This window comes from Variovorax sp. J22R115 (assembly GCF_030317005.1).
Classification (GTDB): Bacteria; Pseudomonadota; Gammaproteobacteria; order Burkholderiales; family Burkholderiaceae_C; genus Variovorax.
The window spans coordinates 73,446-91,120 of sequence record NZ_JASZYM010000019.1; the positions used below are offsets into that span (position 1 = coordinate 73,446).

A 17,675-nucleotide genomic window follows, 5' to 3' on the forward strand; every position below is an offset into this window, starting at 1 on the left:
TCCGTCCAGCCATCCACCTCGTCGGCTTCTGCCGGGATGCTGGTCGGGCAACGCCAAGCTGCCGACCGTCACACGCCCGTCTCGAGCGCACACGATGAACCCACTCCTCCTTTCCAACCGATTCGTTCAAGCCGGTGCCGATCAGGTACGGAACGGCCTGGCGCGCCCGCGCATTGAACCTTGGCTCGAGCTCTCCAACACGCCGAACCGCTACCTGCCGACCGACGTCAATCTGAACGGGATCGTGGCCTCGCCTGACGGCCGACAGTGCCTGACGATCCAACTCGTGGCGGGCCAGCTCTGGTGCATCGACACGCAGACCCGCGCCGTGGCCGAAGTGCGCATGGAAAGCGGAGACCTCAAGAATAGAGGTGGCCTGGTGCTCACAGGTGCCGCCGAACGCAACATCATGCGCACCGCAGCCCACGACGTCGCACGCGTGCGACTCGCTCCGGGGTGGGCCGCGGGGCCGGATCGAAAGGCGCCTCACCGACCCGCACCTGCACCCATCCGACCACAGCGGCGGTCCCGGGCGGATTGATGGCCGTGAACAGCCAGCTCGGCAAGAAGAAGGCCCCGCGCCCCCTCTCCCTTTCGATGTGGTCAGCGTCGCACCCGCACCCTGACGCCCCCGCCATGGAGGCGCGCAGGTCCAACCATGTTCGACGTCCAAGGAAGTGCCTGTTCGTTGGGCATCGCAATGAAATCCAAGCCGCATGCGGCTTCGGCGCGATTCGCACCGTGTTATCCACAGGGTCATTCACCGACTCCGGGGACAAGAGCGCTCTGACTTTCCCACGACGAGCGAGTTGAAAGCGACCCACTCTGCCTGCTGCGCCACGCCCTCGGCGTTGTACGGCGTTTCCCTGGTTCTCCACAGCCCGCTCGCCGCGGCCTCAGCCCATGGCGCGCGTCCCCCGATCGGATCCATCGGCATGGCGGTGGTGACCCGATCGCGCCGTGGATCGGGCGCGGCTCCTTGTGGGGCGTCGTCCTCTCGCGGCGAGGTCGGCCGGCTATCGGCCGAATCGATCAACCTTGAAAACACTCAACTTGCCGTCGCCCTCCAAGCGTGCGATGCGAACTTCCGATAGCGCCTCCACGCCGGCTTCGCGCAGCTTGCCCTCGAGCTCTTCCATGGTGATCATCTCCCGCTTCATGGCCTTGCGCACGACGCGTCCATGCCGCACCAGGACCTCCGGCTGGGGCTCGAGAAACCTGGCCACGGCCGCGAATCGATAACTCAACCAGTCAAGCCCGAAGTTCCATGCGACAAGGGTGGCCAGCAAGACAAGTCCATCGTTGATCGACTTGTACTCGCCCTGCATCGCGTTGCTGGCGGCATCGGCCACGAGCACGACGAAAAGCAGGTCTGCCACCCCCATCGAGCCGACGTCACGGCGCAGCACAAAGCGAAAGACCAGCAGCAGGAACCAATACACCACGGTGCCCCGGACAACCATGTGCCAGACAGGAAACTCGCGCGCGAAGAGTTCGGCCATCTCCCTCACGATGCTGTTCCGAGTGATGGCAGATGCGGGGTACCGGCCGCGAGCCGCTGCGCGACCGCAGTGAGCAAGGCATCCGCGAATCCGCCCGGCGCTCTCGCGACCCGTCTCGCGCTCGTGATTACACGGGGTCGGCAGCTCCAGGCGATGCGGGCCCCGCAGGCCTCGAGGGCGCTCACCAGTTCGACGTCCTCGCTGCATGAGAGGTGGCGAAAGCCGCCCGCGCGACGGTAGGCTGCTGCCGAAACACCAAGGTTGGCGCCATGGACATGACGATGTGCATCGCAGTCGAAATAGGTTTGCGCGAAGTGCGAACGCAAGAGGTCGGCATGTACGCCATGGGGAGACCAGTCCTGGACGTCAACGGTACCGCACACGGCGTCTGCCTCCAACGCGAGCTGTTCGGCGAGCCATCCCGGCGAAACCAGCGTGTCGGCGTCCGTGAACGCCAGCCATCTGGCGCCTCTTGCGAGCAGGTGCTCAGCGCCGGCAGCGCGCGCTGCGCCCACGTTGCGTGCATGAAGGGTCAACACCGTGGCGCCAGCCTGCGCCGCCAGCACGGCCGTGCCGTCGGTGCAGGAGTCCGTCACAACCACCAGCTCGACGGGCTCGGCGTCGAGCAGATTGTGTCCCGCTGCCCGAGAAATGCAGCGAATGCATTGCACGATGACGTCTTGTTCATTGTGCGCAGGAACGACGACGCCGATCATGGGCTTGAATGGATAGGGTATTGAACGAGGCGAGGCCCGCTGCAGGCGCCGGAAACAACAAAGCCGACCTCGCATCGTCTGTCGCGATCCTGGTCGTCACGGCACATGTCAAAAGCGATCGGCAGCACGGCTCCCGTGCGATGGAATACGTCGCTGTGTCTCGAAGAAGCGCAGCATCTCCTCGCTGGCATCCGGGCCCAGGGGATCGGCAAAGGACCCTCCGAGGCTTCCACCCGACCACGCGTGCGCCGCATCGTGCAGAGTCCAGTGCTCGCCGCGCACGCCCGAGCCCTCATGAAGGTAGTTGCGACGGGTAAACCGCCGGCCATCGGGCCCGGTGTGCTCGCAGGATTTGAAGGCGCAGTCGGCTCCCAGCGAAGCTTCGATGACCTGAGTTCCATTGAGAGGGTGCACGACGGCATCTCTGTCGCCGTGAAAGACGATCGTCGGCATCTCGCGCGGCACGCTGGCTTCGCGCGGGGCGCCCCGCAGCGCGGCCAAGCCAGACGACAGGTCTGTCCCGGCGCGTGCCGCCAGACCCGAGTGCACGCCGACAGCGGCGTACACGTCAGGGAAAAGGTCCCCCAGCAAGGCTGCCATGGCACCGCCGGCTGACAAGCCGGCGACGTAGATGCGATCGATATCCACGCCTTGCTCGCGCGCGACTTGCAAGGTGAGTGCGGCGATGCGCGCAGGATCGCCCGCGCTGCGCGTCTGGTGCGCCGGTTCGAACCAGTTCCAGCACTGGTGCGCGTTGGCGCTACTGGGTTGCGCGGGATAGAGAACGACGAAGCCATGCCGCTCGGCGGCCAAGTTCATCGTGGTGCCCGCCGCGAAGTCCCCCGGATCCTGGCCTGCGCCGTGGAGCATCACGGCCAGCGGAGCGCCGTGACGCGGCGCTGTCGCCGGCACATACAGGCTGTGATCGTCGTGGATCGCCGTCATCGGCGCGGAGCGAATTGTTGCAGAACCTGAAGATGCCGAGGGGAAGAATGAGGCGCTCGCCTCCGAGGCCATCTGAAACCAGGAGAGAAATGGATTGAATGTCGTGAGGCTGCTTTGCATGCACGCACTTTGCGTGCCGCGGCCGGCAGCGACCCGTGAGCCGACGACCTGCGCGAAAGTAGGCCGAAATGCCGGTGGCTGCGATCCGCGAAGGCAAGTACAAATAGCCCGGCTCGTCATTGGTGACACGCTGTGCGCACAGGCGGGGGCAGAGACGTCGCAGCATCCTGCGTTGGCACTGGTGCTCGATCGCACGAGGTGCGCGATGGTCGACGACGATCTGAGCTTGCAAGGGCGAGGCGTTGTGGCTCGATTGGCAGCCGGACCGGCTCCTGTCGAACCTCAATCTTTCCGCGGGCGCTTCGCTGACCAACGTTCCTGTGGCAAGTCAGCGGCGGAGCATCGGACCACCGTGCGATGTCCTACAAGCATGGCCTCGCGCCACCTGTCGACATCGTGGAGACAGGTTCGTTCCTCGTGACGCTGACGTTCGTGCGTGAGCGTCTGCGGGCGGTTTCCTGGCACGTGGCGTGGCGCGCCACTTCGAGCGCGAGGGCCTTTTCAAGATCCTGAAGCCGCAGGTCGGAATGATCACGTTGCGCGGAAGAAGTCGAACGCCTGCAACCGAACAACTGATGGCATGTCTGCGCTCGACGGCAGCCGACGCGCGCGTTCGCAAGACCATCGGACTTTGACGGTCTCAAGCAGGTGCACGTCCCGCGCTATCGACGGCAGCATCGCGGCCGGGCTACAGTCTGCGGACGACGTCCGCTCGCAGTCTTGGCGCGACATCGCGCTGGGCGCGCAACGTGCGTCTTCACGACCCTGGCGAGCGCCAGGGGCACCATACGCCCCCGGACGAGAACTAAAGTGATCCCCAAAATGGGGTAGACACTGACGTTGCGGTCCGAATGCGTGACTTAATGCCGCGATTTCTGGTGGCCGCAGGAACACACTGCCCTTGTTTCTTCAAGGGATTGTTCAAGGCAATCTTTCGACCCGCCCAGCGCGGGTCTTTTTTTGGCCTGGAGCATCCTGCCGCTCGAGACCCGCAGTGGAAATGGCGCACAGACGTTTGCTCGGGATCCGCCTTTGCCCTTGGTCCGATGCGGCGACGATCCGAAGGGCGGTGCCCGCCCAGTCCGAAACTACCCGCGCAGGCCAGCCTGGGTCGAAGAAGCGCAATCCATTCACTTGCGCTCCCGGGGCGTCCCGACAAGGTTGTCTACAACAGCTCCAGCCTGGCCGGGCAGATTGCCGCCGTCGAAAGCGGACTGGCCGTCGCCGCGCTGACCCAGTGCAGCGCTCCGGCGCACCTGCAGGTGCTCGGGATCGAGCACGGGCTCGGGCCGCTCGAACCGATGCAGGTGGCCCTCTCCGCAGTTCGGCCTCGCGCGGATCGAAGGCCGTCGACAGTCTCCACCGCATGCTGCTGCAGACGTTGCGCCAGACGTCGAGCGCACCCTGAAGCCGGCCGAGCATGGCATCCAGGGCGCCCATCTGTCAGCGCTCAGTTGCGCACGATCGCGTAGGCCGCCATGCCTGCGAGCACACCGGTGCGGCGCGCGCGCTCGCGGGCGCGCATCTCATCGTCCCAGCGGCGGCGGTCGCACTCCCAACTGTTGCCGGTGACCCAGAGGCAGTCGGCATGCCGCTGGTCGGCGCGATTGCGCTCCGCCGAGCCGGCCACACCGCCGGCCACCACGCCCGTCACCACACCGGCGCGCTGCGCGTCACGGCGGTTGTGCCAGTCGTTGTTCCAGTGGTTGTTGCGTTGCCACTGGTTGTTGTTCCAGCCACTGTTGTTCCAGTGGCTCGGCGGCGGGCGGTGGCGCGAGCCGTGGCGCTGCGCATCGGCCGCGCCGGCCCCCACCACCAGCGCCGCGATGACCAGCGTGCGCAGGACGTTCATGGCTTTTGCACCAGATCGACGATGCGGGTCGCCGTCGGGTTGGCCGCAGCAGCGCACTCCTTGCCGAGCTTGGTGACGCTGGTGCTGATCCAATCGCGCGTGAGCCGACCGACCGACGGGCCGTTGCGCCCGGTGAGGTAGCCATGCAGCCAGACCATGCCATTGGCGAGATAGTCCTGCGCCTCGACGGCGCGGCGTCGCTGCAGCTCGCTCGCGTTCGGGGGCGGCAGCACCTGCGAGGCCGCGGCGTTGAAGTCGGCGCAGGAGAGGGTCGAGGCATCATCCGCCGCCGCGCTCGCCGATGCGGCGGCCCGAGGCGCCTGCGCCATGGCCGCCTGCCCGATGAAGATCGATCCGATCGCTGCCAAAGTCTTGAGTCGATGCATCTGCGCTCCTTGGACGGCGCCTTGCCGCCTCTCGACCATCCTAGAAAGTTCGGCCCCCGGCGTCCACCTCAGAGCAACTCGATGCCCGGCAGGGTCTTGAAGCAGGTCTCGCGCGTGATCCGCACGAAATCGTCCAGCCATGGCCGGCCTGAGGTGGCTGGAGCGCACGCCATGTGCAGTTCGCCCGTCAGGCCTTTTCGGCCCACCGGTCTGGCCGTGACGTAGCCGCGCTCCAGGTAGCCCTGCACCGCCCACATCGGCAGGGTGGCGACACCTCGGCCACTCGCCACGAGCTGCAGCATGGCCACCGTGAGTTCGGTCGTGCGCCGGTGCGCCGGCTCGATGCCCGCCGGTCCCAACACCTGGCGCACGATGTCGAGCATGTCGTCGGGCACCGGATAGGTGATCAGCGTCTGGTCGGCGAAGTGCCGGGCAGTGAGATGCTCCCTTGCAGCGAGCGGATGGTCGTTGGCCAGCAGTGCCACGATCTCAAAGCGGAACAGCGGGTGGTAGTCGACCGCCTCGTCCGCGTCCTGTTCAGACACGATCGCGACCTCGGCCCGGTCCTGCAGCACCAGCGCAATCGGGTCCGGGTGGAAGCCCGACACGATGTCCAGTTCGATCTCGGGCCAGCGGTTGCGAAACTCGTCCATCGCCGGCATCAGCCAGTCGAAGCAGGTGTGGCACTCGACCACGATACGCAGTTGCCCATCGCCCCCCTGCCCCAGGCGGGCGACGTCACGCTCGGCCTCGTCGACCAGCGCCAGCGCCGCGTCGGCCAGTTCAAGGATGCGCTGGCCCGCGCCGCTGAACCGCGGCGGCACCGACTTGCGCTCGAACAAGGGGGTGCCGAAGTGCTCCTCCAGCACCTTGACCTGGTGCGACAACGCCGACTGGGTCAGATTGAGCATCTGCGCCGCGCGCACCAGGCTGCCGGTATCCCGCAGCGCGGCCAGGGTGCGCAGGTGGCGAATCTCGAGAAGCGAAGCCATCTTGAAACACTTTCACGTTATCCGATAAAAAGTTTCGTTTGAATCATACAAGGTGCCACGGGATGATCGGCGCATGACACGTATGCACACCCTCGGTTTCCCACGCATGGGCGCCCAACGCGAACTGAAGTTCGCCCTCGAAAAGCACTGGCGCGGCGAGATCGACGCCAACGAACTCGAAACGATCGGCGCTGAATTGCGCGCGCGCCACTGGCAGGCGCAGCGTGACGCGGGCCTCGACTTCGTGACCGTCGGCGACTTCGCGTTCTACGACCATGTCGCCAACCACATCCAGTTGCTGGGCTGCGAGCCCTCGCGATTCGCGTTTCAAGGCGATGAGCCCGAGATGGCGCGCTACTTCACGATGGCGCGGGGCGTCGCCGACGCGGCGTGCGACCAAGGCTGCCCGCACGGCAGCCACACCCACTTCGCCTTGGGGATGACCAAGTGGTTCGACACCAACTACCACTATCTGGTCCCTGAGTTCTCGGCGAACACGCACTTCGGCCTGTCTTCCGTGCGTCTCTTCAACGAGGTCGCACAGGCCCAGAAGCTCGGGCACCCGGTCAAGGCGGTGTTGCTCGGGCCGCTGAGCTTCCTGTGGCTGGGCAAGGAAAAGCAACCCGGGTTCGACCGCTTCACGCTGCTGGATTCGCTGCTGCCTGTCTACGAACAGGTCCTGGCCAGGCTCAAGTCCCTGGGTGCCGAATGGGTGCAGATCGACGAGCCGGTCCTGGGCCTCGACCTTCCCGAGGCCTGGCGCCACGCGTTTGAGCGCAGCTACTGGCAGCTCGCCCGTAGCGCACCGAAGCTGATGCTGGCGACCTACTTCTCCCCTCTGTCCGAGAACCTGCGCCTGGCCTGCCAGCTTCCGGTGGCCGGCCTGCACGTGGACGCGGTGCGTGCACCGGCCGAGCTCACCGGCGTGGCCGACTGGCTCCCCGCGCACAAGGTGCTCTCGATCGGGATCGTGGACGGCCGCAACATCTGGCGCACCGATCCGGACACCGCGCTCGCGCGCCTGAAGCCCGTGGCCGACAAGCACCAGGGCGAACTCTGGATCGCGCCCTCGTGCTCGCTGCTGCACGTCCCGTTCAGCCTGGCGGACGAGACCCGACTCGATCACGAGTTGAAATCCTGGCTCGCCTTCGCCATCGAAAAGCTCGATGAGTTGCGCGTGCTGCGCGCGGCACTCGATGGCGAGGACAGCGTCGTGGAAGCCGAACTGCTCGCCGCCCGCAAGGCCGTGGCGGCGCGCCGCGGCAGCCCGCGAGTGCATCGTGCCGATGTTGCCTTGCGCCTGGCGCGCAGTGTCGCCAGCGATGACCGACGCGCTTCCAGGTTCACCGAGCGCCAGGCGCAGCAGCGTGCCCGGTTCGCATTGCCGCCGCTGCCCACGACCACCATCGGATCGTTCCCACAGACCGCGGCCATCCGCGCGGCCCGCGCCGCCTTCAGGCGCGGCGAACTCGACGCCGCTGCCTATGGCGAAAAGATGAAGGCCGAGATCGCACTGGCCGTGCGCAAGCAAGAGGAACTGGGCATCGACGTCCTCGTGCACGGCGAGGCCGAACGCAACGACATGGTCGAGTACTTCGGCGAGCAACTCGACGGCTTCACCTTCACCGCCAACGGCTGGGTGCAATCCTACGGTTCGCGCTGCGTGAAGCCGCCGATCATCTATGGCGACGTGGCCCGTCCCGCGCCGATGACGGTCGAGTGGACGGCCTATGCACAGAGCCTGACGAAGCTGCCGATGAAGGGCATGCTCACCGGCCCGGTCACCATCCTGCAGTGGTCCTTCGTGCGCGACGACCAGCCACGCAGCGTCACCACCGAGCAGATCGCCTGGGCGATCCGCGACGAGGTGGTGGATCTGGAGCAGGCCGGCATCGGGATGGTCCAGATCGACGAGCCAGCGATCCGCGAAGGCCTGCCGCTGCGGCGCGCGGGATGGAAGGCCTACCTGGAGGGCGCGACGCGGTCGTTTCGCATCAGCGCCTGCGGCGTGGCCGATTGCACGCAGATCCATACGCACATGTGCTATTCGGAGTTCAACGACATCCTGCCGGAGATTGCCGCGATGGACGCCGACGTGATCACCATCGAAACCAGCCGCTCCGACATGGAACTGCTGCGCGGGTTCGGCGACTTCCGCTACCCCAACGAGATCGGCCCCGGCGTCTACGACATCCACTCGCCGCGCGTGCCGACGACCGACGAGATGGTGCGGCTGATGCGCAAGGCGGCCGCCGTCGTGCCGCCGGCCAACCTGTGGATCAATCCCGACTGCGGCCTCAAGACGCGCGGCTGGCCGGAAACCGAAGCGGCGCTGTCGAACATGGTCGCGGCAGCCAAGGTGCTGCGCGCAGACCTGTGCGCAGGGTGACGGCGACTACCTCGCCTTCAGCGCGAGCGCTCGGAGATACTCGGCCAGATCCAGTGTGCCGTCATGGTCGGGATTCGCCGCATCGAAGGTGGCCTTGCTCCGGATGCCGGCCCTGGCCGCTTCCTTGCGATCGAGGGTGCCGTCGTTGTCGGGGTTGGCCTCGTTGAACTGATACGTGATCGCGGCAACGAACTCCTTCCTATCGAGGGTGCCGTCCTTGTCGGGATTCGCATGCTCGAAGTCCCGCCTGGTGATGCCGAACTTCCTGGCCTCGGCCCAGCTGACGGTGCCGTCGTGGTCCGGATCGGCCTTCTCAAATGCCGCGGCAACGTCCATGTCCGTGGGTTGGTCGTCTGCGGCGAGCGCGGTCATCGAGATCATGGACACGGCGACGGCCGTCATGAGGACATTCATAGAGGCCCCTTCATGTCGAGAGCAAGGAGCGCGCCCTTGCGCTGCAGGAAGGTCCAGCGTAAGCACTGGCGAGCCGCGTCGCTGTCGGCCATTCGCCATTGCACGACGTCAGACGAGTGCGCGGGCGCCTTCGTGCCTACGCCAGCGAACGCAAGATCTTGTCGAGCGTGATCGGATAGTCCCGAACCCGAGCGCCGCAAGCGTTGTAGACGGCGTTGGCGATGGCCGCCGCGCTGCCGCACAGTCCCAGTTCCCCGACGCCCTTGGCCTTCATCGGCGACGACATGTCGTCCACCTCGTCGAGGAAGAAAACGTCCTGCGGCGGCACGTCCGCGTGCACCGGCACGTGATACTCGGCCAGATCACGATTGACGAAGTAGCCGTGGCGCGTGTCGACGATGGACTCTTCCATCAACGCCGCACCTAGGCCCATGGTCATGGCGCCAATGACCTGGCTGCGAGCCGTCTTGGGGTTCAGGATCCGGCCCGCGGCAAACGTGCCGCTCATGCGGCGTACGCGCACTTCGCCGGTCGCGGCGTCGACCCCCACTTCAGCGAAGTGCGCGCCGAACGTGGCCTGGGCATAGGTCTTGGTCAGCTCGCCGAACTTGATGCCGTCTTCCACCGACACGCCGGCGCGCCCGGCCACTTCGCCCAGGGTGAAGCTGCGCGTGCCGGCGATGACCCGTCCGTCCGCGAAGCGCGCGTCCGCAGGCATCAGGCCCGCCTTGCGCGCGATCGCTTCGCGCAGCTTCATGCACGCCGCGAAAACGCCCGCCGTCGCACTGTTGCCGCCCCACTGACCTCCCGAACCGCAGGACACCGGAAAGTCCGAGTCGCCCAGTCGGACCTCGACCTGCGACAGCGGCACACCCAGCAGTTCGGCCGCGGTCTGCGCAATGACCGTGTAGCTGCCGGTGCCGATGTCCGTCATGTCGGTGGAAATCGTGACCTTGCCGCGCGCATCGACCGCCGCGCGCGCCGCCGAGTCCATGGTGAGGTTGCCGCGGAACGCGCTGGCCATGCCCATGCCGACCAACCAGCGCCCGTCGCGCACCTGGCCAGGCGTCGCCGCGCGGCGCTCCCAGCCGAAACGCTGCGCTCCGGTGCGCAGGCAGCCGACCAGGTCACGCTGCGAAAACCTGCGTTCCGGCTTCTCGGGATCGGTCTGCGTGTCGTTGGCGATGCGCAGTGCGACCGGATCCATCTTCAGCGCCTCCGCGAGTTCGTCCATGGCGATCTCGAGCGCCATGAGGCCGGGCGCCTCGCCCGGCGCGCGCATGGCGTTGCCCTCGGGCAGGTCGAGCGTCGCGAGGCGATGCGAGGTCAGGCGGTTGGCTCCCGCATACAAAAGACGCGTCTGCATCGCGGCGGTCTCGGGCTGGCCGCCCGGCAGGTCGCCCGACCAGCTTTCATGCGCGATCGCAGTGATCCTGCCGTCGCGGCCTGCGCCGATGCGGATGCGCTGGATGGTGGCCGGCCGGTGGGTCGTGTTGTTAGTGATCTGCGGGCGCGCGAGTGCCACCTTGACCGGCCGACCCGCTGCGCGCGAGGCCAGCGCCGCCATGACGACGTCACTGCGAACCCACAGCTTGGAGCCGAAGCCGCCGCCAATGTAGCTGGACACCACGCGCAAGTTGCCGCGCGGCATGCCGAAGATCTCGGACAGATCGCGGCGCGCCCAGTCGATCATCTGGTTCGACGTCCAGACCGTGAGCTTGTCGCCCTGCCAGGAGGCGATGGTCGCGAACGGCTCCATCGCCATGTGACTCTGGTCTGGCGTCGTGTAGGTCTGATCGACCTTGACCGCGGCCTGCGCAAACGCGCCGGCGAAATTGAGGACCTCCGTGTCGGCCGGATCCTCCATCTTCGGCTTGACCGCCGATTCGCGTTCGCGCGCGAGATCGAAACGCCCGGGCTCGCGTTGGTAGTCGACGCGAACCAAGTGCGCCGCCGAGCGCGCCTGCTCGAAGGTGCCGGCCACGACGATCGCCACGGCCTGGTCGAAATGGTCGACCTCGGGTCCCGCCAGCAGCCTGGCCGTGATGGCCTTCGCCTTGCCGACCGGGCCGGCGTTCTCATGGGTGACGACCGCGATCACGCCCGGCGCAGCGCGCGCCGCGCTCGCGTCGATGCGCGTGATGCGGCCCTTGGGAATCGCGGCACCGAGGATCACGCCGTAGGCCTGGTTGGCGACGACATCGTGACGCTCGTAGGCATAGGGCGCGGTGCCCGTGGTCTTCAGCGGACCGTCGATGCGGTCGTGCGGCTGGCCGACCACCAGGAGCCGGTCGACCGGATTGCGCGCGGCGGGTTGATCGAAATTCATGGGTCAGCCCTTCGCTTCTGCCAGCACGGAAGCCAGCGTGCGTTCGACCAGCATCGGCTTGAACGCGTTGTGCTCGCTGGTGCGCGCGCCGGCGAGCGTGGCTTGCGCGATCGCGTTCGCTCCGGATCGCTGCTCCGCGGCCTCGACGCGCCAGGGCTTCGGCGCGAGGCCGCCATAGGCGAAGCGCCCGCGGCCGTCGGGCTGGACCACGGCCGCCACCGACACCAGCGCGAAGGCATAGGACGCGCGGTCACGCACCTTGCGATAGAAATGCTTGCCGCCCAGCGGCGGCGGCAAGGTCACCGCCGTGATGACCTCGTCGCGCAAAAGGGCCGTTTCGACGTCCGGCGTACTGCCGGGGGCGCGATGAAAGTCCGCGATCGGGATCGTGCGCTGCGTGCCATCGGCCCGAACCGCATGCACCGTGGCATCGAGTACGCGCATCGCCACCGCCATGTCGCTCGGATGCGTGGCGATGCACTGGTCGCTGGTGGCGAGGATCGCCAGGTTGCGGTCGAAGCCGCCCAGGGCGGCGCAACCGCTGCCCGGCTGGCGCTTGTTGCAAGGCTTGGTGGTGTCATAGAAGTACGGGCAGCGCGTGCGTTGCAGCAGGTTGCCCGCGGTGGTCGCCTTGTTGCGCAGCTGCCCGGAAGCGCCTGCCAGCAGCGCTCGAGCGAGGACCGCATAGTCGCGCCGCACACGCGGGCTGGCTGCCAGGTCGGTGTTGCGCACGAGCGCACCGATGCGCACGCCGCCGTCCGACGCCTCCTCGATCTGGTCGAGCCCCAGGCGGTTGATGTCGATCAGGTGGGTCGGCGTCTCCACCTGCAGCTTCATCAGGTCGAGCAGGTTGGTCCCGCCGGCAATCAGCTTGGCGCCCGGCGTGCTGGCCAGCGATGAGGCCGCGCCCGCAGGCGTCTGGGCACGTTCGTAGGTGAAGGCCTTCATGACTTGACCTCGGCCACTTCCTGGATCGCCTGGAGCATGTTCGCGTAGGCGCCGCAACGGCAGATGTTGCCGCTCATGCGCTCACGGATCTCGTCGGGGGTCGCCGCCTGGCTCGCCGTGATGTCGGCGCTCACGTGGCTCGGAACTCCGGCCCTGATCTCGGCCAGCGTCCCCACCGCCGAGCAGATCTGCCCCGGCGTGCAGTAGCCGCACTGGAATGCGTCGTGCGTGACGAATGCGGCTTGCATCGGATGCAGCCTGCCGGGCGTTCCCAGGCCTTCGATCGTCGTGATCTCCTCGCCCTCGTGCATCACGGCGAGCGTGAGGCAACTGTTGATGCGCCGCCCGTTCACGATCACGGTGCAGGCGCCGCACTGCCCATGATCGCATCCCTTCTTGGAGCCGGTGAGCCGAAGATGCTCGCGCAAGGCATCGAGCAGTGTGGTGCGCGTGTCGAGTGACAGCGTCTGCATGCTGCCGTTGACCTTGAAAGCGACTTGCATGGTGGGCCCCTTCGCGGCCGGCTCGGCCGCAGACCGGGCGACCGTCTGGGCCAGACTTCCAGATGCAGGAACGAGGGCGCCGGCGGCCGACGCCAGGCTCCCGGCGAGCACCCCTCGCCTGCGCACAAGAGGAAAGTTGACGTCGACTGTCATTGTGGGACCTCTGAATGTTGCGCGGCTGAAGAAAAAACTTCGGTCAGCCTAGGCACATCGCGCGGCGCGCCGGCATCCCAGATGGCGCGCGTTCCTGTAGGCGGTTGTCCATCGCGCCGGTTGTTGCTGGCAGCGAGAGTCTCCGAGCAAGGTCGTGTAGTGAATAATGCTTCTTTCACCCGCTGTGCCGTCTTGTCGGGCGGGCCCGCCACCCCAGACAAAGGACAGTCATGTCGGTCGAGCAGCGCAACAACGTCAAGGTGCTTGGCAGCGGGCCCACCACGATGGTCTTCTCGCATGGCTTCGGCTGCGACCAGAACATGTGGCGTTTCCTGGCGCCCCAGTACGCCGAACGCTTCCGTACCGTGACGTTCGACCTCGTCGGTGCCGGCCTGTCCGACCTGGGCGCCTATGACCCGGTCAAGTACAACCACTTGTCCGGGTACGCCGACGACCTGCTCGAGGTCATCGAGGAATTTGCCCAGGGGCCCGTCATCTTCGTCGGGCACTCCGTGAGTGCCATGATCGGCCTGCTGGCCGGCCTTCGTGCGCCCGAGCGCTTCGCGGGCCACGTGATGGTCGGCCCGTCGCCCTGCTACATCAACGACGGCGACTACGTCGGCGGCTTCACCCGTGAGGACATCGACTCCCTGCTGGACACGCTCGAATCGAACTACCTGGGCTGGGCGAGCAGCATGGCGCCGGCGATCATGGGCGCGCCGGAACAGCCCGAACTCGGCGTCGAGCTCACCCAGAGCTTCTGCCGAACAGACCCCGACATCGCCAAGCAATTCGCGCGCGTCACCTTCCTGTCGGACAACCGGGGCGACGTTCCCAGGCTCGACGCACCGACGCTCGTGGTCCAGTCCAGCGACGACCTCATCGCGCCCGTGGTGGTTGGCGAATACCTGCAGCGCACCCTGCCGAACTGCATGCTTCGCGTGGTGGAGAACGTGGGCCACTGCCCGCACCTGAGCGCGCCGTGCGCCAGCGCCGACGCCATGGACGAGTTTCTCGCGACGCTGGGCCATCGATGAATGCAGGAAGACGTCCCTGAGCTCCCCGACACCGAGAGACTGTTCGACGAGTTTCCGACGGGCCTGCTCGTGACCAGCGTCAGCGGCACGATCCTGAAGGTCAACGCCACGTTTTGCACGTGGCTCGGCATCGAGCGCGACGAGCTGGTCGGAAAGAAGCGCCTGCAGGAGCTCTTCACGATGGGCGGTCGCATCTTCCACCAGACCCACTGGCTGCCGACCCTGCAGATGCAAGGCTCGCTGTCGGAGGTGAAACTCGATGTGCGCCATCGGGACGGGCACACGATTCCCATGATGCTCAACGCCATCCGGCGCGCCACCCAGGGCGGCAGCTACGACGAGATCTCGATGGTGGTCGCCGAGGAGCGCAACAAGTACGAGCGCGAACTCCTTGCCGCGCGCAAGCGCGCGGACGAACTGGTGGCCAAGGAGCGCGAGGTCCAGGCCACCCTGCAGGTGACGCAGGCCCGGCTGCGCGAGGCCCTGCGGCTCGGCAACCTCTTCCTGTGGGACGTCGACGCCGCGACGGGGCTTCGCCGCTACGAAGACGATGTCGCGCGACTGCTCGGCTACCCGACGCCACGTCCGGTCGACGACACGCTCTACGCCGCGGCGGTCGAGCCCGCGGACCGGGACAGCGAACGACGCGCGATGGACTGCGCGCAGAGCCCGACCGACGAGGTCTCGAACTGCAGCTACCGACTCAACGGCGTCGACGGTCTCCAACGCACCGTCGTTTCATCGGGACATGGCTTCTTCAACGCGGACGGCACGCTGGCCTATTTCATCGGCGTGCTCAGCGACGTCACGGAGGCCACCCGGGAGCACGCGCGGGCGCAGGACCGGGCCCTGTTCGCCGAGCAGATGGTGGGCATCGTGAGCCACGACTTGCGCAACCCGCTGTCCGCCATCCTGACGGGCGCCAAGGTGCTCGCGCATGGAGAGACTGTCCCCGGCAAGCAGCGCGTGCTCGGCCATGTCACAAACTCCGCCCAACGCGCCCATCGCCTCATCGAGGAACTGCTCGATTTCACGCTCGCCCGCGTGGGCCGCGGCCTCGCGGTCTCACCCGCACGCCTGGACCTGCACGCCCTGGTCGCGGGCATCGTGGACGAGCTGAGACTGGCCTTTCCCGAACGCACCATCGTCCACCACGCCGAAGGCGAAGGGGAATGCACGGCCGACTCGGACCGCGTGGCCCAGCTGCTCGGGAATCTGGTGGGCAACGCGATGGCCTATGGGGAGCCGGGCAGCGTGACCACGGTGGTGTCGACGCTTCAGGCCCAGACCGCCAGCCTGTCAGTCCACAACTGGGGCGAGCCCATTGCGCAAGACATGCGGTCTGCGCTGTTCGAGCCGATGGTGCGGGGCGACCCCGGAGAGGGTGCCGGGCGCAGCGTCGGGCTGGGCCTGTTCATCGTGCGGGCCATCGCCCTCGCGCACGGCGGCGACGTCAGCGTGAGCTCGTCGCGCGCCACCGGCACGACCTTCAGCTTTCACTTCCCCAACGCCGGGTGAGGCCTGCGCACCAGGCGCTCACAGGGCCTCCAGTTCCTTCTCGACCGCAACGGCGTTGCCTGACCAGGCGTGCGCTGCGCGCGCCTGCACGAAAGGCATCGCGTATTCGCGGCCGATCATGCCCCGCGCGAACAGGTAGTTGTTGCGGGCCTTCTCGCCCATCGCGTCCAGATCGACCTCGCCGCGGCTGTCGCACGGGAAGGCCAACGCGCGGCCCTCATGAAACAGCGACTGGAAACGGATCTCGAACGCCGACGGGGTGTGCATCGAAAGACCTTTCAGCATGGGTTTCTCCGGAACTTGTCTTGCATCAATCGTGCCCGCGCTCGCACGGTTGACGCATCCTGCGCGTTGTTGAGGGATGCACGCAGGCAGGGCGGCCGACCGTGAAGAACTGCACGTTGCGAGGCCCCTGACGCGCGAAGCGGCCTGGGCGAAGTTCCCTTCGGGGTTGTCCCTGCTCGACGCGGAGGTCGGGCGCCGGATGGCCCGCGTCGGCGCGGCAGTTCCGGGCGCTAGGCCGCGCCGCTCGAAGGAGGATGGCGCGAGGAGCGCCCCTCCGCCAGCGGTATCGCTTCGGTGATGGCCCACACGAGCACCCCGAGCGCCAGGCAGATCGCCGCCCAGCGCAGCACCGGGGCGTTCCACGACGCATACACGAGCAGGAAGGCGGCGCTCAGGATCACGCCAGCCGCGATGGGATCTTCCATGTGCCGTGGCGTCCAGACGGCGAACGGATGCGCTGCCGGCCGACGGCGCCTCACAGGCGATTGGCCATCAGCACGATCGCTTCGCCCACGACCTTGCCGTTCGCGTCGACGCGCTTGTTGGAGGTCAGGAAGCCGTCGGCGCCGACCTGGTAGCCCGTCGCATAGACGCTGTTCTTGATGTTGCCCCCGATCGCCAGGACCAGGTCGGGCCCCACCGCCACCACGATGTCCGAATGGCACGGCGTCTCCGGGTTCTTGGTCGCGGTCAGGAACCGGTCGAAGCTGAACGGCGTGTTGCGCCAACTGCCGATGATGTCGCCCACCTGCGGCTTGGCCTTCGAAAGCGTCACACCCCAGAATGGCGCCGCCGTATCGCCGCTCGCGGCCTTCCGGATGGAATCCCACATGTAGCGCGAATGGCCGATGGATTCGGGAAAGGACTTGTAGCCCTCGACGGACTTCGCGGCATTGCGCACCATGAGGGAGATGGCCACCGCGGACCACGGCACTTCCTGGTTCTTGCCCGTCAGGTTCTTGCCAAAGGCCTTCCACATCTTGCCGATCATGGTGCTGAACGGCTCGACGTTTTCCCTGCCCTCGCCCTTCCTGAACAGGAGCCATTGCTCGGCGGCGGCGGCCACCAGCGCCTCTCGCGCCGGCGAGGCCGGGTCGCGCAAGGTCGGCTGCTTCTTGTCCGTCCACCGGATCCTGGCGTCGACGAGCCCGTCCACGCAGAAGCCCTCGACCTCCTCGGCACCCACGTGCGCGCGGATGTGATGCCATCCCGGCGGGCCATCGCCGATGTCGACGACAGCATCTCCGAGCGAGAGGGCCGTCAATGGATCGTTCCCCTCCGTGCTTGGGACACCCCGAAAGTTGACGGTCTGGACGTTGACGAACTTCTGCATCGAACACTCCTCGATGTGAGAGTGAGAGAACGAACGGCCCACCGATGCCGCTTGGCGGCGGCATCCCTCCTCCCGCGTGGAGCCCCTCGGGACCCAGCGCGCCCGTCCTCAGCCGTCTGCCTTGTTCTTGCATTGGCGGCCGGGCCATCCATTCTCTCGCGCTGGAGTGTCAGCGCGCGCCACGCCGATGTCAAACTTTCTTCTACATATTGCTCGCGATGCGGCGCAACTCCCGCTGCGTCTCACGCTCTGG

Annotated in this window: 17 protein-coding genes and 1 pseudogene; 5 read left to right on the plus strand and 13 right to left on the minus strand. The window is 67.0% G+C overall.

Translation table 11 applies throughout. The features are described from left to right. The first annotated feature begins 94 nt into the window (after positions 1-94). A complete protein-coding gene (locus QTI04_RS28335) occupies positions 95-541 on the plus strand; it encodes a hypothetical protein (protein ID WP_286618513.1) in 447 nt (148 codons plus the stop codon). 475 nt (positions 542-1,016) lie between these two features. Here QTI04_RS28335 and QTI04_RS28340 read toward each other — a convergent pair whose 3' ends face one another. From QTI04_RS28340 to QTI04_RS28350, 3 genes are all read right to left on the minus strand, one after another. After that, positions 1,017-1,502: a DUF421 domain-containing protein gene (locus QTI04_RS28340; protein ID WP_286618514.1), complete on the minus strand. Its 486-nt coding sequence runs from the start codon at positions 1,500-1,502 to the stop codon at positions 1,017-1,019. Between the two features lie 5 nt (positions 1,503-1,507). Then, positions 1,508-2,218: a glycosyltransferase family 2 protein gene (locus QTI04_RS28345; protein ID WP_286618515.1), complete on the minus strand. Its 711-nt coding sequence runs from the start codon at positions 2,216-2,218 to the stop codon at positions 1,508-1,510. Between the two features lie 108 nt (positions 2,219-2,326). Further along, positions 2,327-3,163 (minus strand): PHB depolymerase family esterase, encoded by an 837-nt coding sequence (locus tag QTI04_RS28350; RefSeq protein WP_286618517.1) that lies wholly within the window; start codon positions 3,161-3,163, stop codon positions 2,327-2,329. Between the two features lie 1,220 nt (positions 3,164-4,383). On the opposite strand from QTI04_RS28350, the pseudogene QTI04_RS28355 reads away from it, so the two are divergent. Beyond that, positions 4,384-4,691 (plus strand): annotated as a pseudogene (locus QTI04_RS28355) (LysR family transcriptional regulator); the annotation flags it as partial. Between the two features lie 42 nt (positions 4,692-4,733). Here the strand turns inward: QTI04_RS28355 and QTI04_RS28360 are convergent. The 3 genes from QTI04_RS28360 to QTI04_RS28370 form a co-directional block, all read right to left on the minus strand. Beyond that, a complete protein-coding gene (locus QTI04_RS28360; RefSeq protein ID WP_286618518.1) occupies positions 4,734-5,135 on the minus strand; it encodes a hypothetical protein in 402 nt (133 codons plus the stop codon). Continuing rightward, positions 5,132-5,521, minus strand: coding sequence for a hypothetical protein (locus QTI04_RS28365; RefSeq protein ID WP_286618519.1), 390 nt, complete (start codon positions 5,519-5,521; stop codon positions 5,132-5,134). The genes QTI04_RS28360 and QTI04_RS28365 overlap by 4 nt, the downstream gene beginning before the upstream one ends. A gap of 68 nt (positions 5,522-5,589) precedes the next feature. Next, positions 5,590-6,513, minus strand: coding sequence for a LysR family transcriptional regulator (locus QTI04_RS28370; RefSeq protein ID WP_286618520.1), 924 nt, complete (start codon positions 6,511-6,513; stop codon positions 5,590-5,592). A gap of 73 nt (positions 6,514-6,586) precedes the next feature. Here QTI04_RS28370 and metE point away from each other — a divergent pair, with 73 nt between their 5' ends. Continuing rightward, on the plus strand, positions 6,587-8,902 hold the full coding sequence (metE, locus tag QTI04_RS28375; RefSeq protein ID WP_286618521.1) for a 5-methyltetrahydropteroyltriglutamate--homocysteine S-methyltransferase: 2,316 nt from the start codon (positions 6,587-6,589) through the stop codon (positions 8,900-8,902). Positions 8,903-8,908: 6 nt separating this feature from the next. On the opposite strand, the gene QTI04_RS28380 is transcribed toward metE, so the two are convergent. The 4 genes from QTI04_RS28380 to paoA all read right to left on the minus strand — a co-directional run bounded on the left by QTI04_RS28380 (position 8,909) and on the right by paoA (position 13,249). Further along, entirely contained in the window at positions 8,909-9,316 is a 408-nt protein-coding gene (locus QTI04_RS28380; RefSeq protein ID WP_286618522.1) for an EF-hand domain-containing protein, read from the minus strand. A 136-nt stretch (positions 9,317-9,452) separates the two neighbouring features. Continuing rightward, complete coding sequence (gene paoC, locus QTI04_RS28385; RefSeq protein WP_286618524.1) at positions 9,453-11,645, minus strand: aldehyde oxidoreductase molybdenum-binding subunit PaoC; 2,193 nt, start codon at positions 11,643-11,645, stop codon at positions 9,453-9,455. Between the two features lie 3 nt (positions 11,646-11,648). After that, a complete protein-coding gene (locus QTI04_RS28390) occupies positions 11,649-12,593 on the minus strand; it encodes a xanthine dehydrogenase family protein subunit M (protein WP_286618525.1) in 945 nt (314 codons plus the stop codon). Further along, positions 12,590-13,249, minus strand: coding sequence for an aldehyde dehydrogenase iron-sulfur subunit PaoA (paoA, locus tag QTI04_RS28395; protein WP_286618527.1), 660 nt, complete (start codon positions 13,247-13,249; stop codon positions 12,590-12,592). The genes QTI04_RS28390 and paoA overlap by 4 nt, the downstream gene beginning before the upstream one ends. Before the next feature lie 230 nt (positions 13,250-13,479). Here paoA and QTI04_RS28400 point away from each other — a divergent pair, with 230 nt between their 5' ends. Both QTI04_RS28400 and QTI04_RS28405 read left to right on the plus strand, forming a co-directional pair. Next, positions 13,480-14,286 carry an alpha/beta fold hydrolase gene (locus QTI04_RS28400; protein WP_286618529.1) on the plus strand — a complete coding sequence of 269 codons (807 nt, stop codon included), beginning with the start codon at positions 13,480-13,482 and terminating at the stop codon, positions 14,284-14,286. Continuing rightward, entirely contained in the window at positions 14,287-15,804 is a 1,518-nt protein-coding gene (locus QTI04_RS28405; protein ID WP_286618531.1) for a PAS domain-containing sensor histidine kinase, read from the plus strand. It abuts the gene before it with no gap. 18 nt (positions 15,805-15,822) lie between these two features. Here QTI04_RS28405 and QTI04_RS28410 read toward each other — a convergent pair whose 3' ends face one another. The 3 genes from QTI04_RS28410 to QTI04_RS28420 form a co-directional block, all read right to left on the minus strand. Continuing rightward, positions 15,823-16,089, minus strand: coding sequence for a hypothetical protein (locus QTI04_RS28410; protein WP_286618532.1), 267 nt, complete (start codon positions 16,087-16,089; stop codon positions 15,823-15,825). A 230-nt stretch (positions 16,090-16,319) separates the two neighbouring features. Continuing rightward, entirely contained in the window at positions 16,320-16,514 is a 195-nt protein-coding gene (locus QTI04_RS28415; protein ID WP_286618534.1) for a hypothetical protein, read from the minus strand. A 50-nt stretch (positions 16,515-16,564) separates the two neighbouring features. After that, positions 16,565-17,422, minus strand: coding sequence for a DUF2272 domain-containing protein (locus QTI04_RS28420; protein WP_286618536.1), 858 nt, complete (start codon positions 17,420-17,422; stop codon positions 16,565-16,567). Between the last annotated feature and the right edge of the window lie 253 nt (positions 17,423-17,675).